This window comes from Kushneria indalinina DSM 14324 (assembly GCF_003385845.1).
Taxonomy (GTDB): Bacteria; Pseudomonadota; Gammaproteobacteria; order Pseudomonadales; family Halomonadaceae; genus Kushneria; species Kushneria indalinina.
Genome location: NZ_QRDJ01000007.1, coordinates 349,508 through 372,120, shown reverse-complemented (window position 1 = coordinate 372,120; position 22,613 = coordinate 349,508). Strand labels below are relative to the sequence as shown.

The following is a 22,613-nucleotide window of genomic DNA, read 5'->3' as shown; positions in this document are numbered from 1 at the left end:
AGTTGAGCGTCATGGGCCGCAGGGTCCGTGACGTTTCAGTCCTTACGGTGTCTCCGAGAGGAGAGACGCCATGCTCGATATCCTTTTGCCGATACTGCTGTTCTCTGCGCTTGCGCTGGCCGTCATCGGTGCGGTGCGCCGCGTGCGCCTGTGGCGCCAGGGGCGGCCCTCTCCCGTGCCCGTCATCAAGGGCCTGATGCAGGTTCCCCGGCGCTATCTGGTGGATCTGCACCATATTGTCGATCGCGACAAGTACATCTCCAGGACCCACGTCGCCACGGCCGGCGGCTTTGTGCTGGCCGCGCTGCTGGCGATCGTGGTGCACGGTTTTGGCCTGGACAGCGCCATTCTGGCCTGGGTGCTGCTGGCCGCCACGGTCAGCATGTTCGTGGGCGCCCTATTCGTTGCCAAACGTCGTAATCCGCCGCCCTCGCGTTTGTCGAAAGGGCCGTGGATGCGCCTGCCCAAAAGCCTGATGGCGTTTTCGGTCGGCATGTTCATGGTCACCCTGCCCACGGCCGGTGTATTGCCGGCCGATGCCGGCGGCTGGCTGATCGCGCTGGTGCTGGCCGCGGTCGTCACCTGGGGACTGGGCGAGATGTTCTTCGGCATGACCTGGGGTGGGCCGATGAAGCACGCCTTCGCCGGCGCCCTGCATCTGGCCTTTCACCGCCGCCCCGAGCGCTTCAGCAGCCCGCATAACGCCAGTGCTGCACGCTCCAGCGGCCTCAAGGCGCTGGATCTGGACAACCCCGATACCCCGCTGGGGGTGGAAAAGCCTGCCGATTTTACCTGGAACCAGCTGCTGGGCTTTGACGCCTGCGTGCAGTGCGGCCGCTGTGAAGCGATGTGCCCGGCCTTTGCCGCCGGTCAGCCGCTCAACCCCAAAAAGCTGATTCAGGACATGATCGTTGGCATGCGCAACAGCACCGATGCCGACTATTACGGCTCGCCCTATCCGGGCAAGCCGATCGGCGAGCACGGCGGCAGCCCGAACGGGCCGATCGTGCCGCGGGAAGGCCGTGCGCTGGTGGATGCCGAGACGCTGTGGTCCTGCACCACCTGCCGTGCCTGCGTTGAAGAGTGTCCGATGATGATCGAGCACGTCGATGCCATCGTCGACATGCGCCGTTTCCTGACACTTGAACATGGCAACACGCCCAACAAGGGCGCCGAGGTGCTCGACAACCTGATCGCCACCGACAACCCCGGCGGCTTTGACCCTGACTCGCGTCTGAACTGGGCGGCGGATCTCAATCTGCCGCTGATGGCCGACAAGGGCGAGGCCGACGTGCTGCTGTGGCTGGGTGACGGCGTCTTTGACATGCGCAACCAGCGTACGCTGCGCGCACTGGTCAAGGTATTGCGTGCCGCCGAGGTCGACTTCGCCGTGCTCGGCAATGAAGAGCGCGACAGCGGTGACGTGGCACGGCGTCTGGGCGATGAAGCCACCTTCCAGACCCTGGCACGGCGCAACATCAGGGCCATGAGTCAGTATCGCTTCTCGCGCATCGTCACCTGTGACCCGCACAGCTTCCACGTGCTCAAGAACGAGTATGGCGAGCTGGGCACCGCTGAGATGCCGTCCGATTACGAGGTGTATCACCACAGCACCTATATCAATGAACTGGTCAAGGCCGGCAGCCTCACCTTCAAGGAGTGGAAGGGCGGCAGCGTGACCTATCACGACCCATGCTATCTGGGACGCTACAACGGGGAGTACGAGGCCCCGCGTGACGTGCTCAGGGCGCTGGGCATCGAGGTTCAGGAGATGGCGCGCTCCGGCTATCGCTCGCGCTGCTGCGGCGGCGGCGGTGGCGCACCGATCACCGATATCCCCGGCAAGCAGCGTATCCCCGATATGCGCATGGGCGATGTGCGTGAAACCGGCGCCGAGACGGTCGCGGTAGGTTGCCCGCAGTGCACGGCGATGCTGGAAGGTGTGGTCGAACCCCGCGCCGACATCAAGGATATCGCCGAGCTGGTGGCCGACGCGCTGGTGGCTGGATCATCGGCCGAGAAGGGCGCCTCCAATAAGGAAGCGTCGCAGACACAGCGCAATGTCGAGGAGGTAACGTCATGAGCGAGCTTGTTCGCCGCGATCCTCGCAAGGAGTGGATCGCCCGTAACCGCCTGCACTCGCAGCATCTTGAAGTGCTGGCCGAAATTGGCGGCAACGCCGTTGCCACCGAATGGATGGGCCCCAACGGTCTGACGCGACGCAACCCGCATGCCGTCGGCTTCACCGGGCCCAACGGCATTCGACGCATCGACCGCAGCGGCGCCTCGCACGCCGCGCATACGAATGCTCGCAGCACGCAGAGCCAGGACTCACGCCGCAGTGTCACGATCGACACCCCGTCCTTCATGGTCGCCGTGGTGCCTGATATGGCCGGCGGTCGTCTCTCGGGCCACGATCGCGATCTGCTGGGGCTGGCGCGCCAGCTGGCCGACGCCGACCCGGACAACCCGGGCGCGGTGCTGGCAATTCTCTATGGCGAGCACAAGGAAACCACCTTTGATGAGGCCGGCATTGATCGCCTGCTGCATCTGGAAGGCGAGCAGTTTGACGGCTACACCCCGGAAAATCGTATTGCCGCCCTGCAGGGCGTGGATCGGGAAATAGCGCCGCGCTACTGGCTGCTGCCCGACTCCACCCAGGGCGGCGGCGAGCTGGGCCGACGCCTGAGCGTGCGGCTGGGCGAGCGGGCGGCCAGCCAGGTCTGGCAGGTCGAGGCCGACAGTGACAGCGACACCGGCTGGCGCTGCACCACCCGCGGTGCGGCCGGGACGACCGATATCGTTCGTGCCCTGCCGCGCGTCGTGATCGCGCTGGCCGAGTGCGCCGATCCGATCACCGAGACGCGTCACGCCGCCGAGCCCATCGAACTTTCCCAGGATCTGCCCAACGTGCTCGGTCGTATCGAGGACATCGGCGAGGTCGCCGTTGATCCGGCCAGCGTGTCGCTGGCCGAAGCCGAGTTCATTCTGTCGGCCGGCAACGGCGTCAAGGACTGGGACAACTATCACCACGCCGCCGACATTCTGGGCGCGACCAAGGGCGCCTCGCGCGTGGCGGTCGATGACGGCCACATGCCGCGCGATCGTCAGGTCGGCGCGACGGGCACCTGGGTGTCGGCGAAGGTCTACGTGGCCGTGGGAATTTCCGGAGCCATTCAGCACCTGCAGGGCATTCAGACCTGCGAGAAGGTCGTGGCCATCAACCTTGATGAAGGCTGTGACATGGTCAAGCGCGCCGATCTGGCCGTGATCGGGGATGCCAACGCCATACTCGCGGCCCTGGTCGAGCGCGTGGAACAGTTCCGTGCCGAACAGGAGGGCAGTCGCGATGCCGCTTGATGCACAGTCCTCCAACGCTGCCGGGCTCAACGTGGCCGTGCTGGTGTCGATCGGTCGCCATCCGCTGACCGCCCGCACGCGCCGCGCCGATCAGGACGCGCGTGCCGTGGAAATGGCGCTGAGCCTGAAGGGCGCCTCGGTCAATCTGATGCATGCCGGTCAGCATGACAGCGACCACGAAGAGGCCATTCGTGGCTATCTGGGCATGGGGATCGAGGAGGTCCGCCTGCTCGAACAGATGCCCGAGGCCGACGTGGTGCCCGTACTGACCGATGCGCTGCGCGCCAGCTCACCGCAGCTGGTGCTGACCGGCACCCGCGCCGAAACCGGCGAAGGCTCCGGCATTTTGCCCTACCTGCTGGCCGAAGCGCTGGGATGGCCGGTCATCAACGGGCTGGCCGCGGTGGAAAAGGTCGAGAAGGGCGTGGCCACGGTGCTGCAGGCCCTGCCCAGGGGCAAGCGCCGTCGCCTGCGCGTTCGCCTGCCGGCGATCGCCACGGTCGACACCAGCGCACCGAGCGCCCGTCAGAGCGCCTTCGGGCCTGCCCGGCGCGGCGAGTTTGATGTGCAGCCACACGCCAGCGAGGCCGATGCGGCCCTGACCCAGTGGCAGATTCAGCCGGCGCGCAAGCGGCCCAAGCGTCTCAAGGTCATCAAGTCGTCCTCGGCCCGTGACCGCTTCAAGGCGGCAGCCGCCAAGTCCGACGGCGGCGGCGGGCAGTTGCTCAATGATGTCACCCCGGAGCAGGGCGCCGAGGCGATTTTCAAACTACTCAGGGAAGAGGGTGTGCTTCGTTGAGCCTTCGCGTCTGACGTCATCGTCAGGCGGGTACGGCGATCGGCAGCACCGGTTAAAAAAAGGGATCAAAACGCGTCTTTGCCCCGCCACCATGGCGGGGCGTTTTATTGTGGGGAAGAGAAAATTCGCCCCGATTGAGGGGGCGGTTCAGGGCAGCGCTCAGGCGGCCGACCGGCCCCGAGGGACCGGTCGGCAGCCTGCCAATGGAGCGCCTATGAGTGGGCGCTCTGCATCGCCGGCGTCGTCTGTCGCCGCTTGCAGACCACCCAGTAGCCCACGCCACCGGCGGCCAGCAGCATGCCACCGCAGCCTGCGGCCAGCAGGTAGGCACCGGTCGTGGCCTGTCCGGGCACGCCGAAGCGTTCGGCCAGCGACGACAGCGTGGTGGCGTACTGAAACCACAAAAACACCCCCACGGCCACGCCTGACAGCATGGTGCAGGCGGCAATAACGCGCGTGCCGGAGATCCAGGCAGCGCTGACGTCACGATCATATTCATGCAGAAAGCTGCGATACGCCCGCTGGATATCCGTCACATGGGTCAGCCGTGAGGCCACCACGATCGCGGCCAGGGCGGCCAGCGTGCTGAGCACGACCGGGTGCAGATAAACCGGCAGCGAGATCCACTGCGCCTGATCCATCAGCGACAGCGCGATATTGCTGACAAAGCCGACCGTCAGCCCCCAGCCGGCGCCTGCGGCGGTGATCCGGCGGCTCCAGACGCTCATCAGCGCCACCGGCCCCCAGGAGGAGGCAAACAGCGTGGCGGCAAACCAGACCACCGCCATCACGGCCGGCGACTGGAACAGTGCGATGATCAGCGACACCAGCCCGGCGCCCAGAATCGACAGGCGGCTGGCGCGCATGGCGGCCTTTTCGCTGCGATTGGGCGGCAGAATGTCGTTGGAGATACTAAAGCCGATGATCGACAAAAAGGTCGAGCACGAGGAGAGCCCCGCGGCAAAGACACCGGTGAGGATCACCACGCCCAGCCAGGTCGGCAGGATGTTGAGCGACGCCCAGACCATGGCGCGCTCGCCGTCGAGTCCGCTGTCATACAGGTTGATGGCGGCCCCGGTCATCATCATCAGGGCGTAAAACACGGCCAGCGACACGGCCGTGAGCATCGCCGAGCGCATCACGACGTGTTCGTTGCGCGCCATGAGATAGCGACTCGACTGCCAGGGGCTGGCGGCCAGCACGGCGGCCCACACCAGCCCCAGCGTGATCCCCCAGGTCAATGCCTCGCCCGGCGTCGAAAAGGTGGCGTCAGGGCCTTCCAGCACGCCGTGCCACAGCGCGATATCGGGCTTGTCGGTCTGGGCCAGCAGGCCTTCGATAACGCCGTGCCAGCCCCCCAGGTCCTGCAGGATATAGACCGAGCCACCCAGGGCTGCCAGCGAGAAGATCACGAACATGATGGTATCGGTGACCATCACCCCGGGGGAGCCGGAGTAGAGGATAAAGCCGGTATAGGTCAGCCACACCAGCACCAGCCCGGTCCAGTAGGGCATCCCGGTCAGCTCGGAGAACATGATGCCGGCGCCCTGCATGACCCCCACCAGATACGCCCCCAGACCGATCACGGTGGTCAGCCCGGCAATCATCTGTACGCGCCTGGAATCAAAGCGCTTGCCGAAAAATTCCGGCACCGTTTTGGCCTCGCTGCGTCGCAGATAGCGGCCGAAGGCCAGCGCGCCGAGCAGACAGCCCGAGGTGCTCAGGGCGGCGAAGATCAGCATGACAAAGGGGTAGCCGTCGTAGGCAAAGCCGGTTTCGCCCAGAAAGGCACTGGTGCTGAGGTAGCTGGCCACCAGAGTGCCCAGAATGAAAAAGGTCGGCGCATTGCGCCCGGCCACCAGGTAGTCGTCCAAGTGCTTGACGCGACGCCCGGCCAGATGACCGATCAGAAAATAACCAACGAGACTGCACAGGATGGCGATGGTGTAGACCATGGAAGGCTCCAGCGGGGTAGATCTTGTAGGACTTGTCTGAAAAGCATGTCGCGAGCGCCCCGGATGCTCATGCCCGCCAGCGTCACGGGACATGGCATTTGCGACATGGCGAGCCTGAAAAACACAGGGCCGCCCCTGGGGGCGGCCCTGTGATGCCGCGGTGTTGATCCCGTGTGACCGGGCAATGGGGCTTACGAAATGGCCGCTGATCCTTTGGGCGCCGCCGGTCCGTAAAGCTCTCGATGCAGGCCCATGTAGAGACTGCAGCACATCAGGAGAAGGACCACGGTGAAGGGCAGTCCGGTCGCCACGGCACCCGCCTGCAGGGCGCTCATGGCGGTAGTGCCGCCGCCGTAGAGCAGTACGCCGGCAATCGAGCCCTGCATGGTGGCCCAGAAGACCCGCTGGCCGCGGGGGGTATCGGTCTTGCCGCCGGCGGTGATGTTATCGATGACCAGCGAGCCCGAATCCGATGAGGTGATAAAAAACACCAGCACCAGAATGATCGCCAGCAGCGAGGTCACACCGGACAGGGGCAGCTGCTCGAGCATGTGGAACATGGCAAGTGACACATCATCAATGCCGCCGGCCAGCTTGCCGATGTTGTTGGTGACCTGATACAGCGCCAGTCCGCCGAAGGTGCTCATCCAGATCAGGGTGACCACGGTCGGAATGACCAGCACGGCAATCAGGAACTCACGTACGGTGCGACCCTTCGAGACGCGGGCAATGAACATGCCGACAAACGGTGACCAGGAGATCCACCAGGCCCAGTAAAAGATCGTCCAGCCGTGATACCAGGTGCCATCATCACGACCGATCCAGTTCGACAGCGGCAGGATATGGGAGGCGTAGGCCATGGCGGTCGTGCCGATGCCGGACAGCACGGTCAGCGTCGGCGCCACCGCAATGACGAACAGCAACAGCAGCGCAGCGATGATCATGTTGATGTTGGAAAAAAGCTTTACGCCGCCGTCAATGCCGCGCCAGACAGAGATCAGTGTCAGCACGCTGACCACGATGATAATGGCCAGCTGGGTGCCCAGCGTGTTGGGCACATTAAAGAGATAGGCAAGCCCGCCGGCGGCCTGGGAGGCGCCAAAGCCCAGCGAGGTGGCAAGGCCGAAGACCGTGGCCAGAACGGCCAGAATATCGATGATATGACCGGCCCAGCCGCGGGTATGTTTGCCGAGAATTGGATAAAAGGCCGAGCGAAAGGTCAGGGGCAGACCTCGGTTATAGGCAAAAAAGGCCAGCGATAATCCCACCACGGCGTAGATCGCCCAGGGGTGCAGGCCCCAGTGGAACATGGTGGCGCCCATGGCGGCACTGGCGCCTTCGGCCGTGCGGGCCGTGGCGTTGAGCGGGGTGCCATACCAGTCGGTGTAGTAGGCCACGGGCTCCGCCACGCTCCAGAACATCAGCCCGATGCCCATGCCGGCGGCGAAGAGCATGGCAAACCATGACATGCGCGAAAACTCGGGTCTTGCCTCACGTCCGCCCAGTCGAATGCGCCCGACCGGCAGCACGATCAGCGCCAGGCAAAAGATCACGAAAACGTTGCCGGAGATCATGAAGAGCCAGTCGAAATGTTCGATCGACCAGGTCTTGGCCAGGCCCAGCTGCGCGTTGGCCATATCGGGATAAACCAGGGCATAGACAAGAAAGGCAAGAATGGCGAAGGCGGAAAGCGGGAAGACAGGATGGTGGAAATCCATGCCCATCATCTGCTTGTTGTCCTGGCCCGACGTCAGTAATGAATTCTGGTCATCCATACGCGGTCCTCTTTGTTGTTATACAAAAAGTTGTGATGCCACCAGCCCCCTTTTTTCGGCTGTGATGCATTCTTGTGCGCGGCCTTTAAGGTCATTTGTTTAAAAGCGACGCTGACATATCCATTGCCGCTGGGACGGGCGCGCCATTGGTCTATTGCCTTTAATATCGACCGGCAGGCAGACCAAAGGGCAACAACAGGAGAGCGTGAAGATGATGATTGTCGATCTGATTGATGGCGATGATTTTCGGGCGCGGCTGGTGGCACTTGGCGTCCATATTCCCGAAGGCGCGGGCCCGGATACCTGCGCGCGCATGGCACTGTGCAAGCAGCGCGGCGAAGGGGTAGAGGGCCTCAGGGAGCTGGTCGATGAGCTGGTCAGGCGGTCGGATATCCTGCTGCCATCGGTACGACAGGCCATCGATAAATATCTGCTGCCGGCACTGAGTCGAGATTAAAAAAAGGGACCGGTTCACAGCACGTGAACCGGTCCCTCTGGTACATCACCCGTTGCCGGGTATCTCAATGGGGCAGACGTTTAGCCCTTGGCCAGATGCAGGGTCGGCGCTTCCTGGCCCAGATGCGTGAGCATGCGCTCGCCGTACCAGTTGACGAAGTCGATCACACCGAACTCGTAGGTCTCGGAGTAGGGGCCGGGCTGGTAGGCCCGTGAGTTGATGCCGCGCTGGTTTTCTTCGGCCAGCTGGCGGTCCTGGTCGTTGGTGGCATCCCAGACGTGACGCAGGTTTTCAACGTCGTAGTCTTCGCCTTCCACGGCGTCCTTGTGCACCAGCCACTTGGTGGTGACCATGGTCTGCTGCGGACCGAGCGGCAGCACGCGGAACACCACGGCATGGTCGCCCATGAAGTGGTTCCAGGAGTTGGGCAGGTGCAGGATACGCAGCGACCCCATGTCAGGGCTGGTCAGACGCCCCATGAGCTTCTTGCAGCCCGGCTTGCCGTCCATGGTCATGGAGACCACGTTATCCAGCAGCGGCGTGCGGGTCAGGCGATTGCGCTTGCCAAAACGCTTGAGCTGCCAGGGCACCTGCTCCTGGTTCCAGTCGGCCTGCTTGCGGGTGACCAGCTCCTTGTACTTCTCGGTGGCGCGCGGGTCTTCGGTGTCATCGAACTCGATCAGCGAGTTCAAGAGCTCCGGGTGCGCGCCGTTGCAGTGATAGCACTCGCGGTTGTTCTCGAGGACCAGCTTCCAGTTGGCCTGTTCAACGATGGTGGTCTGGGTGGCCACCTTGACGTTATCCATGTCATACGGCTCGAGATAGTGCTCGAGCGAGACCAGAAAATCGTCAATCGCGGGCGGCTCTTCGCTCAGATTGATGAAGACAAAGCCACCGGCGGTGCGCACGTTGACCGGCTTCAGACCGAACTGGCCGAGATCGAAGTCGGTACCCATGTCGCTACCGGCAAACAGCAGACGGCCGTCGAGTTCATAGGTCCACTGATGGTAGGGGCAGACCAGCTTTGCGACCTTGCCCTTTTCCTTGGTGCAAAGCCTTGAACCGCGGTGGCGACAGACGTTGTGAAAGGCATGGATTACGCCTTCGGCACCACGAACGATGACGATCGGGTTGTCGCCGATCTCCAGCGTCATGAAGTTGCCCTTGGCAGGGATTTCGCAGGTCATGCCCGCAAAGAGCCACTCCTTCTCGTATACCTCCTGCATGTCGAGCGCGAAGAAGCGCGCGTCGTTGTAGAACGGCTGAGGCAGGGAGTAGGTAGGGTTGCGATTCTGAAGCAGATCGGCCGCGGCCTGGCGTGCCTGGTTCAGAGGGTCATCGGGTCCATAAGAAGCTGTCATGTCCATACCAAATATCCTTTTCATTGTCGCTGCGCGCGCGAGAGCGACAATACGGTTGAGCGGATGTTATTTGTCTTTTGTGGCCTGGTATTCATGCATGGAAAAAAAATCGATCCATCTTGATTGATGGCGATTGTGGTACAGGGTCATGAAATCCGATTGTCTACCCGCGACATGGAAGAGCGTCACGACGACCTGATTGGTCCATGACAGACAGAAAGTGGGGGTGAAAGGTATGTGCGTGTCGCTGACAGACAAGCCTGGTGTGAGAGGCGTCACCAGAATGCCAGATTGAAAGGGTGTCGGGCCGTGTCATCAACACGGATCGGCGAGCGAACAGCTGTGGCACTGCCAGGCAGAGATCATCATGACAATGAACTTTTTCAATCCGGTTACAACTCAGACCTGGACCAACGGCCGCCACGAGGTTCGCTGTGTCAAGATCATTCAGGAAACCCCTGACGTACGCACCTTTTGCTTCATGGCCGAAGAGCCTGTTCTGTTCTTTTTCAAGCCCGGTCAGTTCGTAACGCTTGAACTGGAGGTCGAAGGCGAGCAGATCATGCGCTCCTATACGATCTCCAGCTCGCCTTCGATTCCCTACAGTTTCTCGATTACCGTCAAGCAGGTGCCCGGCGGCAAGGTCTCCAACTGGCTCCATGCCAATATGAGCGTTGGCGACAAGATCGCCGTGCACGGGCCGGTCGGTAACTTCAACTCGATCGATTATCCGGCCGACAAGGTGCTGCTGCTCTCCGGCGGGGTAGGCATTACGCCGTTGATGTCGATGACGCGCTGGTTTTTCGATACCAACGCCAATGTGGATGTCGAGTTCATCCACAGCGCCCGTGCGCCGCGTGATGTGATCTATCACCGCGAACTGGTGCACATGTTCTCGCGCATCCCCGAGTTCAAGCTGCACATCGTCTGTGAAAAGAAGGAAGACATCGGTGAGGCCTGGGCCGGCTACCGCGGCTTTCTGACCCAGCCCATGCTCGAGCTCATGGCGCCCGACTTCCTGGAGCGCGAGATCTTCTGTTGTGGTCCCGTGCCCTACATGAATGCGATCAAGAACATCCTGCGCGAGAACAACTACGACATGGATCACTACCATGAAGAGTTGTTCGGCGCGACGCCTGCCGACGTCAAGGAAGATGCGCTGGAGCTGGCCGAGCGGGCGGAAGAAGCCGCCGAGAATGTCGACGAGGCCGATCTGGTCACCGTCGAATTTGCCGACTCCGGCAAGAGTGTCCAGGTCCAGCCCGGCGAGACGGTCCACAGCGCGGCGGCCCAGCTGGGACTGCATATTCCCAAGGCATGCGGTATGGGCATCTGCGGCACCTGTCGGGTCGGGATCAGGTCAGGGGAGGTCGATATGGACCATAACGGCGGGATCACCGATGAGGACATCGAAGAAGGCTATATCCTGTCGTGCTGCAGTCGGGTCAAGGGCGACCTGGTGGTCGATTTCTAGACCTCTGATGTCCGGGCCCTGATTTCAGTCCTCCGTGACCGGCGGAGGGCGGCCATCCGCCATCCGCGCTGGTCCTGCCTGCCGCGATCAGCAGGCATCAAGGAACAGGCATCAGAGGGAAAGCATCAAAGGAAAGTCAGCAAAAGACAGACATTAAAAAACGCTCATGGCCAATCGCCATGAGCGTTTTTTTGTCATGCCCTGCTTAGCGCATGATATCCGTCAGAGGCTCAGGCAGCGCCCAGCATGCCGTGCGGGTCCAGCACAAACTTGCTGGCCACACCGGCATCAAACTCTTCATAGCCCTTCGGTGCCTCTTCCAGGCTAATGATCTGAGCGTTGACGATCTCGGCGATGTTGAGACGGCCGTGCAGGATGGCCTGCATCAGCTGACGGTTGTACTGCACCACCGGGGTCTGGCCGGTATGGAAGGAGTGACCCTTCGCCCAGCCCAGACCAAAGCGCAGGCTCAGGCTGCCGGTCTGTGCGGCCTTCTCGGTCGCGCCCGGATCTTCGGTGACATAAAGCCCCGGAATACCGATGGAGCCGCCTTCACGGGTCACTTCCATCATCTGGTTGAGCACCACGGCCGGCTGCTCCTTGCCACCATGACCCACGGCTTCGAAACCAACCGCATCGATGGCGCTGTCAACGCTGGGCTCGCCGACGACGGCGGCAATCATTTCGCCCAGACGGTCGTGCTTGTTCAGATCGATCGGCTCAAAGCCCATCTTGCGCGCATGTTCCAGACGCTTGGGATTGAAGTCGCCAATCATGACCACGGCCGCGCCCAGCAGACGGGCAGAGGCCGCCGCTGCCAGACCGACCGGGCCTGCACCCGCCACATAGACGGTCGAGCCTGCCCCAACGCCTGCTTTCAGGGCGCCGTGGAAGCCGGTCGGCAGGATGTCGCTCAACATGGTCAGGTCGCGAATCTGGTTCATCGCCTGATCACGGTCCGGGAACTTGAGCAGGTTGAAATCGGCATAGGGCACCATAACGTAGCGCGCCTGACCGCCGACCCAGCCACCCATGTCGACATAGCCATAGGCGCCGCCGGCACGGTCATCGTTGACGTGCAGGCACAGGCCGGTATGGCCTTCCTTGCAGGTCCGGCAGCGGCCGCAGGCCACGTTGAAGGGCACGGAGACGATGTCGCCGATATCGAGGAACTCGACATCCTTGCCCTTTTCGATGACCTCACCGGTGATTTCGTGACCCAGCACCATGCCCTGGGGCGCCGTGGTACGGCCACGCACCATGTGCTGGTCGGAACCACAGATGTTGGTGGAGACCACCTTCAGGATGACGCCATGTTCAATGGGCCTGCCATTGGGCGTTTCCATTTTCGGGTAGGCAATGTCCTGTACTTCGACCTTGCCCGCGCCCATGTAAACCACGCCGCGATTGTCTGACATGCTGGAACCTCCTGGTGCCATCACTTGCGTTTAAAGAGACCAGGCGAGCGAGGCCGCTTTTTGCACCATGGAGGTGCAAAAAGAGGCCGGGCGGATGCCTGAAACGCTAGAGTGGAACAGCCGTGAAGGGGAGAGTTGTCCGTGCGCGACGTCGCAAGGTGGCTGGGCGACGTCGTTATCCCATGGTCGTATGCCTGTCGCGTAATGACGGTCATGTCGCAAATACACCAGGTGGTGACGTCGGCAAGCATTTCAGGGCAGGGGAGCAGCGATACCATCGCAGCAGGATAGCGTGCAATAGACACCCCCCTGGCACCGCATTCGACCGATTCCGGATAACAACCGATTTGATGATAAGGAGGCGTGATGCTTCATCATGGTTTCTCCCCCAGCGCTCAGCTGTCTGACTATGACGCAGCCCTGGCCGAGGCGATCGCTGAAGAGACACAGCGACAGGAAGCGCATATCGAACTGATCGCTTCCGAAAACTACACCAGCTGCTACGTCATGCAGGCGCAGGGAACCCAGCTCACCAACAAGTATGCCGAAGGCTACCCGGGCCGGCGCTACTACGGTGGCTGCGAGTTCGTCGACAAGGTTGAGGCCATGGCGATCGAGCGCGCCTGTGAACTGTTCGCCGCCCATTATGCCAACGTCCAGCCGCACTCCGGCGCTCAGGCCAACGCGGCCGTGTTCATGGCGCTGGTCAAGCCCGGCGATACCATTCTGGGCATGAGCCTGGCCCACGGCGGCCACCTGACCCACGGCGCGGCGCCGAACTTCTCCGGCAAGTACTACAACGCCGTGCAGTACGGCCTGAATCCCGAAAACGGCCAGATCGACTACGACGAAGTGGCCGCGCTTGCCCGCGAGCACCAGCCGAAGATGATCATCGCCGGCTTTTCGGCCTATTCGCGCGTCATCGACTGGCAGCGTTTTCGCGAGATCGCCGATGAGGTCGGTGCCTGGCTGATGGTCGACATGGCCCACATCGCCGGTCTGGTCGCCGCGGGTCTCTACCCGAGCCCGCTACCCCATGCCCATGTCGTGACCACGACGACCCATAAGACCCTGCGCGGCCCCAGGGGCGGCCTGATCCTGTCGGCCGAGAGCGACGAGACGCTCTACAAGAAGCTCAACGGCGCGGTCTTCCCGGGTCAGCAGGGCGGCCCGCTCATGCACGTGATCGCGGCCAAGGCCGTGGCCTTCAAGGAGGCCATGACCACCGAGTTTGCCGACTACCAGCGTCAGGTGATCGCCAATGCGCGCGCCATGGCTCAGGTCTTTATCGATCGTGATTTTGATGTGGTCTCCGGCGGTACCGACGACCATCTGTTCCTGGTCTCGCTGATCAAGCAGGGCGTGACCGGCAAGGATGCCGATGCGGCACTCGAGCGTGCCTGCATCACCGTCAACAAGAATGCCGTGCCCAACGACCCGCAAAGCCCGTTTGTCACCTCGGGGCTGCGTATCGGTACGCCGGCCGTCACCACGCGCGGATTCATGGAAGAGGACTGCCGCGAGCTGGCGTCCTGGATCTGCGACATTCTGGATGTGCTCGCGCAGCAGAAGGATACCGACGCGGTCGAGCAGGAGGTTCGTGGCAGGGTGGAATCACTGTGCGCACGTCATCCCGTCTACGGCCAGAGCACCGACCGGGCGGATCAGCGACTCGAGAGTGAAGCCTCCGTAGTCTGAACACGGCCGACAGCAGGCTCCCTCGGGGCCGATCAAGGAGAAAGCTCATGCAACGTTATTCCGGCTTCGGACTGGTTAAACACGCGTTCGGTCACCACGAAAACTGGGAACGCCAGTGGCGTAACCCCGAGCCCAAGAAGCAGTACGACGTCATTATCGTCGGCGGTGGCGGCCACGGCCTTGCCACGGCCTACTATCTGGCCAAGGAGTTCGGCGTCAGGAATGTCGCCGTCATCGAAAAGGGCTGGCTGGGCGGCGGTAACACCGCGCGTAACACCACCATCGTTCGCTCCAACTATCTGTGGGACGAAGCGGGACGGCTCTACAACCACTCGCTGGATCTGTGGAAGGGCCTGTCGCAGGATCTGAACTACAACGTGATGTTCTCCCAGCGTGGCGTGCTCAACCTGGGCCACACCCTGCAGGACATGCGTGACATTCAGCGTCGCGTCAATGCCAACCGCCTCAACGGTATCGACAGCGAAGTGGTCACCCCGCAGCAGGTCAAGGAGATCGAGCCCGAGATCGATATCTCCAACCGGGCCCGCTATCCGATCATGGGCGCGTCCTGGCAGAAAAGCGCCGGCGTGGCGCGTCATGACGCGGTCGCCTGGGGCTTTGCCCGTGGTGCCGACTCCCATGGCGTGGACCTTCTGCAGAACACCGAAGTGACCGGCTTCAAGATTCGTGACGGCAAGGTGCTGGGCGTTCACACCAACCGGGGCGACATCGAGGCCCATACGGTCGGCTGTGTGGCCGCGGGCAATTCGGGCGTACTGGCAAAGATGGCCGGCATCAAGCTGCCGCTGGAGTCGCATCCGCTGCAGGCGCTGGTCTCCGAGCCGCTCAAGCCGATTCTCAACACGGTCACCATGTCCAACCACGTTCATGGCTACGTGAGCCAGTCCGACAAGGGCGATCTGGTCATCGGTGCCGGTATCGACGGCTATCTCGGTTACGGTCAGCGCGGCAGCTACCCCACCATCGAGCACACCCTGCAGGCGATCGTCGAGATGTTCCCGATGTTCTCGCGAGTGCGCATGAACCGTCAGTGGGGCGGCATCGTGGATACCTGTCCCGACGCCTGTCCGATCCTTTCAAAGACGGATGTGAAGGGACTGTATTTCAACTGCGGCTGGGGTACCGGTGGCTTCAAGGCCACGCCCGGTTCAGGACATGTTTTTGCAGCCAGCCTTGCCAAAGGTGAAATGCATCCCATCGCTGCGCCCTTTTCCATCGACCGTTTCCATACCGGTGCGCTGATCGATGAACACGGCGCTGCCGGCGTGGCGCACTGAGGAGAGCCCATCATGTTTTATATCTTATGCCCCTACTGCAAGGAGCACCGCGAGGAAGAGGAGTTTCATCCGCGCGGACAGGCCCATCTCATGCGTCCCGAGGACCCGGACAACACGACCGACGAAGAGTGGGGCGATTACCTGTTCTTCCGTGATAACCCGCGCGGCATCCACCACGAGATGTGGGTGCACTCGGTCGGCTGTCGCAAGTTTTTCAACATCACCCGCAACACGGTGACCTACGAGATTCTTGAGACCTACCCGATGGGCGAGCAGCCGACCATTACGGCTGATGATCCCAGTGTTCGTCATGAGCAGGGGGCTCAGGTGGCCGATGGCGGTTGGCAGACCGTCGGTGCCCGGCCCGAGAATACGGCGCTTAACGAGGAGACCTCGTCATGACCCAGACCAACCGTCTTTCGGCAGGCGGGCGCATCGATCGCTCGCACGGTCTCGAGTTCACCTTCAACGGCCAGCGCTATCAGGGCTTTGCCGGGGACACCCTGGCCTCGGCGCTGCTGGCCAATGGCGTGGATATCATCAATCGCAGCTTCAAGTATTCGCGTGCCCGCGGCATCGTCGCCGCCGGCGCTGAAGAGCCCAATGCCGTGGTGCAGCTGGGCGCCCGCGAAGAGACCCAGGTGCCCAACGTGCGTGCCACGCAGCAGGGGCTCTACGACGGTCTGGTGGCGCGCAGCACCAACGGCTGGCCCAACGTTCAGCGGGACGTGATGAGCTGGGTCGGCAAGCTGGGCGGCAACTTCATGCCGCCGGGCTTTTATTACAAGACCTTCATGTCGCCGGCCTCGATGTGGATGACCTATGAGAAGTACATCCGCATGGGCGCGGGGCTGGGTCGCGCGCCGACCGTTGCTGACCCGGACATTTACGATCACATGCACCATCACTGTGACGTGATGGTCATCGGCGCCGGCGCAGCGGGCCTTGCTGCGGCACTGAGTGCTGCCCGTAGTGGCGCCCGGGTCATTTTGTGCGATGAACAGGAAGAGATGGGCGGTTCGCTGCTCGACAGCCGCGATACGCTGGATGGCGTCTCGGCAGTGCGCTGGATCGAGCAGACGCTCAACGAGCTGGCGTCCATGGAGACCGTGACGCTGCTGCCGCGCACCACCGCCAACGGCTATCACGATCACAACTTTGTCACGCTGCACGAGCGTCGCACCGAGCATCTGGCCGACACCGCCAGTGATGCCGGCTTCCCCGACATGCCCCGTGCGCGGCTGCACCGTGTGCGTGCCACGCGCGTGGTGCTGGCCACCGGCACGCATGAACGCCCGCTGGTCTATGCCAACAACGACCTGCCCGGCAACATGGTCGCCGGTGCGGTCTCGACCTATATCCGTCGCTACGGCGTCATCCCCGGCAACAGCCTGGTGCTCACGACCAGCAACGATCACGCCTATCGTGCTGCGCTGGATTGGCAGGAAGCGGGACGCAAGGTCGTGGCCATCGTCGATGCCCGTGCCAATCCCGACGGGGATCTGGTGCGCCAGGCCTGCGACAGCGGCATTCGCGTCATCACCGGCAGCGCCGTGATCGAGGCGAAGGGCACTCAGCGTGTCAGCGGCGCCCGCGTCTCGGCGGTCGATCTGGATCATTTCGTGATCACCGGGCGCATCGAGGATCTGGAGTGCGACACGATCGCCAGCTCCGGCGGCTACAGCCCGGTCGTGCATCTCTCCTCGCACACCGGCACGCGCCCGCAGTGGGACGAAAACCTGCTGGGCTTTGTGCCCGGTGAGGTCAAGGGCATGCTCATGGCCGGCGGCGTGGCAGGTCATTACGGTCTGGACAACACGCTCTCCGACGGGGCGCGTGCCGGCCGCCAGGCCGCCATCGACAGCGGTTTTGACGAGGCCGGGGAGCTCAATCTGCCGACGGTCAAGGCGCGTCGCGATGGGCCGGCCTGTGCCATCTATCAGGTGCCGCACGAGAAAAAGGGCCTGCGGGTGCCCAAGCAGTTCGTCGACATGCAAAACGATGTCACGGCTTCGGCCATCGAACTGGCCACCCGTGAAGGCTTTGAGTCCATCGAGCACGTCAAGCGCTACACCGCGCTGGGCTTTGGTACCGACCAGGGCAAGCTGGGCAACATCAACGGCATGGCCATTGCCGCACGCTGCCTGGGCCGCTCGATTCCCGAAGTGGGCACCACGGTGTTCCGCCCGAACTACACGCCGATCACCTTTGGCGCCATCGTGGGTCGTCACTGCGACGAGCTCTTTGATCCCAAGCGCTACACCGCGCTGCATCAGTGGCACGTCGAGTATGGCGCCGAGTTCGAGGACGTCGGCCAGTGGAAGCGCCCCTGGTACTTCCCGCGCAATGCCAACGGCAAGAAGGAAAGCATGCACGACGCCGTGGCGCGCGAGTGTCTCGCCGTGCGCCAGGGCGTGGGGATTCTGGATGCCTCGACGCTGGGCAAGATCGACATTCAGGGGCCGGATGCCCGTGAGTTCCTGGGCCGTGTCTACACCAACAAGTGGGCCAAGCTGGCACCGGGTCGCGTGCGTTACGGCCTGATGTGCAAGGACGACGGCATGCTGATGGACGATGGCACCACCAGCTGCCTGGGGGACAACCACTTCCTGATGACCACCACCACCGGTGGGGCCGCCTCCGTACTGGAGTGGCTGGAAGTCTGGCATCAGACCGAATGGCCGGAGCTGCAGGTCTACTTCAACTCGGTGACCGACCACTGGGCCACCATGACCGTGACCGGGCCCGAGGCGCGCAAGCTGATGTCGGAAGTGACCGATATCGACCTTGATCGCGAACAGTTCAAGTTCATGGACTGGAAGGAAGGCAACGTGGCCGGCGTGCCGGCGCGCGTGTTCCGGATCTCGTTTACCGGCGAGCTGGCCTACGAGATCAACGTGCAGGCCAACTACGCCATGCAGGTCTGGAAGACGCTGTTCGAACACGGCGAGAAGTATGACCTGACGCCCTACGGCACGGAAACGATGCACGTCCTGCGCGCCGAGAAGGGGCTGATCATTGTGGGTCAGGACACTGACGGTTCGGTGACGCCGGAAGATCTGGGCATGCACTGGGCGATCGGCTATGACAAGCCGTTCCACTGGATCGGCAAGCGCGCCCTGAGCCGCCCGGACACCATGCGTGGTGACCGCAAGCAGCTGGTCGGGCTCAAGCCGAAGGATGCCAATGTGGTGCTGGAAGAGGGCGCCCAGATCGTGCTCGATCCCAACCAGGCCATCCCCATGAGCATGGTGGGCCATGTGACCTCGAGCTACTACAGCCCGGTGCTTGAAAGCGGCTTTGCACTGGCCGTGCTGAAAGAGGGCCGCGAGCGCATGGGTCAGACGGTCTATCTGCCCATGTCCGACGGCAAGACGCATGAAGCCGAAGTCGTCAGCACCGTCTTTATCGACCCCAAGGGAGAGCGCCAGAATGTCTGACGTCCAAGAGTTCCAGACCCGCCCGACCGACACGTCGAAGGCCGAGTCACCCCTGGAGTGGTCGCTGCACGAGCAGAAATCGCTGCCGCACGCCTCCAACCCGGGCGTGACCCTGAGCGAAAAGCCCTTTCTGGGCCAGCTGATCGTGCGTGGCGGTGCCATCGTGCTTGATGAGGCAGTCCGCGAGGTGATGGACATGGCCCTGCCGGCGAAGCCGCACGCGCTGGTCAGTGATGACAGCGGCGAGCGCTCGATCCAGTGGCTCTCGCCCGATGAGTGGCTGGTGATCGTGCCCGGTGGCGAGGAGTTTGAGCTGGAGCAGAAGCTGCGAAAGTCGCTGGGCCAGTCCCACTTCAGCATCGTCAACGTCAGCGGCGGTCAGACGGTGCTGTCGCTCAAGGGGAATCGGGCGCGTGAGGTGCTCATGAAGTCCATCTCCTACGACGTGCATCCGCAGGCGTTCCCGGTCGGCAAGGGGGTTTCCACCGTTTTTGCCAAGGCCACCATTATCCTGCGTCGACCGGAGGAGAATGGCTGGGAGCTGGTCATCCGCAGAAGCTTTGCCGATTACTGCTATCGCTGGCTGCTCGATGCCTCCCGGGAGTATGGCGTCAGCGTCGTACGCTAGGTCCTGAAGGGCCGGAGGCACACGCCTCCGGCCCTTTTTCATGAGCTCAAGGCAGAACAGGATAAACGTCATGACCCGAACCGCCGATACCTGGATCCTTGCGGCTCAGTGCCCCAGTCTTCTGGGCACCGTGGATGTCGTCACGCGCTTTCTCAAGGAGCAGCGCTGCTACATCACGGAACTCAACTCCTTTGATGATCGATTGAACGAGCGCTTTTTCATTCGGGCCGAGTTTCGCCCGCTGGAAAACGATTTCAGCGTCGAGGCCTTCGAGGAGAGCTTTGGCGCGCGCGCCGTCGAGTTCGACATGTCCTTTGAACTGACGCCGCCCAACAAGCGCACAAAGGCCGTGATCATGGTCTCAAAGGCCGATCACTGCCTCAACGATCTGCTGTATCGCTATCGGACTCATCAGCTGCCGATGGAGATCTGCGCGGTCGTCTCCAACCATCCCGATCTGGAACCGCTGGCCCAGTGGCACGGTTTGCCCTGGCATTATCTGCCGGTCACGCCGGAGAGCCGGGAGCAACAGGAGCGCCAGATTCTCCAGATCATCGAACAAACCGATGCCGAACTGGTCATTCTGGCGCGTTACATGCAGGTGCTCTCGGCCAACATGTGTGACGTGCTGGCCGGGCGCGCCATCAATATCCACCACTCGCTGCTGCCGGGCTTCAAGGGCGCAAAGCCCTACCATCAGGCCTATGAGAAGGGCGTCAAGCTGGTCGGGGCCACGGCGCACTACATCAACAATGACCTCGATGAAGGGCCCATCATCGCCCAGGGGGTCGAGACGGTGGATCATGCCCATTATCCGGAAGACCTGGTGGCGAAAGGGCGGGATATCGAGTGCCTGACGCTGTCACGTGCGATCGGCTATCATCTCGAGCGTCGCGTCTTTCTCTATTCGGGCCGAACGGTGGTGCTCGGCCACTGACCACGGTGTCACAATGACCGGTGCGGGGGCGTTGTCAGGCAAAAGAGCCCTGTGCCGGACGGCAACGGCTCACTCGGTCTCGGGGACCTCTTCCAGTTCACTTCGCCAGCGTTGCAGGGTGCGACGCTGGCGGCGGGTCTTGAACTGTTGGGTGCGGGTGTCATCCGGGATCAGCAGGATGCGGCCATCGTCATCGGCCTTTTCGATGTAAAACGTCCTGCGGGCACCGATCTGGTGACCTTCCGCGCCAAAGACAGCAATCAGACTGACCTCGATGGAAACCAGCTCGTCCTCGCCGGCAATATCATAGCGATCATCAAACTCGATGCCCTGTGATATGCCTGCCTGGCGGATCATGTTGCCAAAGGTGCCAGCCTCCATGTAATCGCCGGAGACCATGGGCCCCTGGCGGGTGAACTCATTAAGGCTGGCATCGACGCCTTCTTCCTGGCGAACGATCTCCAGCGGCTTGCCCGATTCATCCACGACATCGGTAACGTTGCAGAGCCACTGGGTCTGTGAGGTCGTGATACGCACCATGACAAGATCAATAAAGACACTCTGTTTGCTCATGTTGCTGAGCAGACAGACCGAGTTGATATCCCGACCCTTGCCGCGGTTGATGATGATCTGAGGGCGGCGCTGCATGCGAAAATTGTGCAGCAACAGCTGCAGATAGGTCGCCCAGATAATCAGCATGCCCACGCTGGTAATGCCGCTGAACGTGGACGCATTTTCGATAATCCACTGCCACAGGCCATTCAGCGAGGAAAACATTACAAGGGACTCTTCAGGTTATCGGGTTCAAAATTCAGCGCGGGTCGCTCATGAGGCCAGACGTAGACTGACCGGAGGCTTCCCGCTGATGTGCAGATAATTATTATCGAAATCGGCAAATTCGGCCAACTGTTGCCAATCAAGAATGGTCAGTGTCTTCCGGGACAGCGATACCAGCTTCCTGCGTCTTAGAAGCTGCAGTGAGCGATTGAGATGTACGGGTGACAGCCCCAGCGCCTCGCTCAGGGCAACCTGGGTCAATGGGAAGTACATGCTGTTGTCTTCTGTCCTGCCAATGATGACACTGCGAGTAAACAGCTCACAAAGCAGATGCGCCAGACGCATGACCGCCGGGCGACGGGTCACGTTCAAAAGCCACTCCCCCATGATGGATTTATCCACGATCGAGGCCCAGGCCAGGCCATTGGTCAGACCGGAGCCCGGCGTCAGCTGCGAAAGGAGCTTCTGGCGATCCACGCGGGTGATGCGGATATCCGACAGCGCCCGGATGCCGTGGTCGAGGCTGCACTGGATAGGAGAGATGTCTTCACACTGATCGCCCGGCAGGATAAAGGAAATGGCCTGATCCGTGCCGTCGTGGGCACTCTTGAAGCGACAGGCCCACCCTTCGGTGACGATGTTGATCCTGTCCGGCTTTTCCCCGGCTCTCGCCAGCGTCTGACCCTTGGCAAAATAATGCTTGCTGTCCACACAGCCCTGTATGGCAGCCTTCTCTTCGTGGGTCAGGCAGGAGTAAAAATTCATTTTGTTGATGAATGAATACATGAGCCAGCTACCTCTTGATGCCCTTCAAAGGGTGTTTGGTTGACCCGGTGACCGGAGGAAAGAACTTTCCTTCCTTCCTGAAGCTGACGTCCCTGTCAGTCGTGCACTCATCAGGCGTTACCAGTAATGACTGCCGCTGCTATGAGACTCATCATTTTTACCGGCTTCGAATTCCTTGAGGCGATCATTGGCAAAATGACCACCACTGTCTGGACGGCGTGCCCACACAATCCAGGATGTCCTTTTACGGTCTTGGTCAAGCGTACCTGAAGTGCCGCGATGTCTGGATATGAGGATCCTTTTCGATAAGCGGTTCGCATATCAATATGGCGCGTATATGATTGTAGGTTATCGAGTAACTTTATTTTCCTTATCATTTCAACCAAATAATGGGTCAGTCATCTTTTTACTTAATATATCGGTAGAGGATGTGTGGTATAAATAACGCAT

The 22,613-nt window shown here is 61.8% G+C and carries 17 protein-coding genes; 11 read left to right on the top strand and 6 right to left on the bottom strand.

What is annotated here, in order from left to right; all coding sequences use genetic code 11:
• Nucleotides 1-70: 70 nt before the first annotated feature.
• Genes C8D72_RS08300 through etfB form a run of 3 tightly spaced genes read left to right on the top strand, consistent with a single transcriptional unit; the run spans nucleotide 71 to nucleotide 4,159 of the window.
• The gene (locus C8D72_RS08300) at nucleotides 71-2,083 is read left to right on the top strand and encodes a (Fe-S)-binding protein (RefSeq protein ID WP_115853944.1); all 2,013 of its coding nucleotides are present in this window, start codon (nucleotides 71-73) and stop codon (nucleotides 2,081-2,083) included.
• Nucleotides 2,080-3,360 (top strand): electron transfer flavoprotein subunit alpha, encoded by a 1,281-nt coding sequence (etfA, locus tag C8D72_RS08295; RefSeq protein WP_115853943.1) that lies wholly within the window; start codon nucleotides 2,080-2,082, stop codon nucleotides 3,358-3,360. The genes C8D72_RS08300 and etfA overlap by 4 nt, the downstream gene beginning before the upstream one ends.
• Complete coding sequence (gene etfB, locus C8D72_RS08290; RefSeq protein ID WP_115853942.1) at nucleotides 3,350-4,159, top strand: electron transfer flavoprotein subunit beta; 810 nt, start codon at nucleotides 3,350-3,352, stop codon at nucleotides 4,157-4,159. Before etfA ends, etfB begins: the two co-directional genes overlap by 11 nt.
• 212 nt (nucleotides 4,160-4,371) lie before the next feature.
• Here etfB and C8D72_RS08285 read toward each other — a convergent pair whose 3' ends face one another.
• Both C8D72_RS08285 and C8D72_RS08280 read right to left on the bottom strand, forming a co-directional pair.
• The gene (locus C8D72_RS08285; RefSeq protein ID WP_115853941.1) at nucleotides 4,372-6,114 is read right to left on the bottom strand and encodes a sodium:solute symporter family protein; all 1,743 of its coding nucleotides are present in this window, start codon (nucleotides 6,112-6,114) and stop codon (nucleotides 4,372-4,374) included.
• A 191-nt stretch (nucleotides 6,115-6,305) separates the two neighbouring features.
• Nucleotides 6,306-7,889 carry a BCCT family transporter gene (locus tag C8D72_RS08280; protein WP_115853940.1) on the bottom strand — a complete coding sequence of 528 codons (1,584 nt, stop codon included), beginning with the start codon at nucleotides 7,887-7,889 and terminating at the stop codon, nucleotides 6,306-6,308.
• Between the two features lie 211 nt (nucleotides 7,890-8,100).
• On the opposite strand from C8D72_RS08280, the gene C8D72_RS08275 reads away from it, so the two are divergent.
• Complete coding sequence (locus tag C8D72_RS08275) at nucleotides 8,101-8,346, top strand: hypothetical protein (RefSeq protein ID WP_115853939.1); 246 nt, start codon at nucleotides 8,101-8,103, stop codon at nucleotides 8,344-8,346.
• An 80-nt stretch (nucleotides 8,347-8,426) separates the two neighbouring features.
• Here C8D72_RS08275 and C8D72_RS08270 read toward each other — a convergent pair whose 3' ends face one another.
• On the bottom strand, nucleotides 8,427-9,713 hold the full coding sequence (locus tag C8D72_RS08270; protein WP_115853938.1) for an aromatic ring-hydroxylating oxygenase subunit alpha: 1,287 nt from the start codon (nucleotides 9,711-9,713) through the stop codon (nucleotides 8,427-8,429).
• A 361-nt stretch (nucleotides 9,714-10,074) separates the two neighbouring features.
• Here C8D72_RS08270 and C8D72_RS08265 point away from each other — a divergent pair, with 361 nt between their 5' ends.
• Nucleotides 10,075-11,181 carry an FAD-binding oxidoreductase gene (locus C8D72_RS08265; protein WP_115853937.1) on the top strand — a complete coding sequence of 369 codons (1,107 nt, stop codon included), beginning with the start codon at nucleotides 10,075-10,077 and terminating at the stop codon, nucleotides 11,179-11,181.
• A gap of 230 nt (nucleotides 11,182-11,411) precedes the next feature.
• On the opposite strand, the gene fdhA is transcribed toward C8D72_RS08265, so the two are convergent.
• Nucleotides 11,412-12,599, bottom strand: a complete 1,188-nt coding sequence (fdhA, locus tag C8D72_RS08260; protein ID WP_115853936.1) for a formaldehyde dehydrogenase, glutathione-independent — start codon at nucleotides 12,597-12,599, stop codon at nucleotides 11,412-11,414.
• 366 nt (nucleotides 12,600-12,965) lie between these two features.
• On the opposite strand from fdhA, the gene glyA reads away from it, so the two are divergent.
• The 6 genes from glyA to purU all read left to right on the top strand — a co-directional run bounded on the left by glyA (nucleotide 12,966) and on the right by purU (nucleotide 20,600).
• On the top strand, nucleotides 12,966-14,297 hold the full coding sequence (glyA, locus tag C8D72_RS08255) for a serine hydroxymethyltransferase (RefSeq protein WP_115853935.1): 1,332 nt from the start codon (nucleotides 12,966-12,968) through the stop codon (nucleotides 14,295-14,297).
• 47 nt (nucleotides 14,298-14,344) lie between these two features.
• Entirely contained in the window at nucleotides 14,345-15,595 is a 1,251-nt protein-coding gene (locus C8D72_RS08250; protein WP_115853934.1) for a sarcosine oxidase subunit beta family protein, read from the top strand.
• Between the two features lie 12 nt (nucleotides 15,596-15,607).
• Nucleotides 15,608-15,997, top strand: coding sequence for a sarcosine oxidase subunit delta (locus tag C8D72_RS08245; protein ID WP_115853933.1), 390 nt, complete (start codon nucleotides 15,608-15,610; stop codon nucleotides 15,995-15,997).
• The gene (locus C8D72_RS08240; RefSeq protein WP_115853932.1) at nucleotides 15,994-19,035 is read left to right on the top strand and encodes a sarcosine oxidase subunit alpha family protein; all 3,042 of its coding nucleotides are present in this window, start codon (nucleotides 15,994-15,996) and stop codon (nucleotides 19,033-19,035) included. The genes C8D72_RS08245 and C8D72_RS08240 overlap by 4 nt, the downstream gene beginning before the upstream one ends.
• Nucleotides 19,028-19,663, top strand: coding sequence for a sarcosine oxidase subunit gamma (locus C8D72_RS08235; protein ID WP_115853931.1), 636 nt, complete (start codon nucleotides 19,028-19,030; stop codon nucleotides 19,661-19,663). The genes C8D72_RS08240 and C8D72_RS08235 overlap by 8 nt, the downstream gene beginning before the upstream one ends.
• Before the next feature lie 70 nt (nucleotides 19,664-19,733).
• Entirely contained in the window at nucleotides 19,734-20,600 is an 867-nt protein-coding gene (gene purU, locus C8D72_RS08230; RefSeq protein WP_115853930.1) for a formyltetrahydrofolate deformylase, read from the top strand.
• 69 nt (nucleotides 20,601-20,669) lie between these two features.
• On the opposite strand, the gene C8D72_RS08225 is transcribed toward purU, so the two are convergent.
• Nucleotides 20,670-21,377: a hypothetical protein gene (locus C8D72_RS08225; protein ID WP_115853929.1), complete on the bottom strand. Its 708-nt coding sequence runs from the start codon at nucleotides 21,375-21,377 to the stop codon at nucleotides 20,670-20,672.
• A gap of 48 nt (nucleotides 21,378-21,425) precedes the next feature.
• Nucleotides 21,426-22,163 carry a Crp/Fnr family transcriptional regulator gene (locus C8D72_RS08220; RefSeq protein ID WP_115853928.1) on the bottom strand — a complete coding sequence of 246 codons (738 nt, stop codon included), beginning with the start codon at nucleotides 22,161-22,163 and terminating at the stop codon, nucleotides 21,426-21,428.
• Nucleotides 22,164-22,613 lie beyond the last annotated feature (450 nt).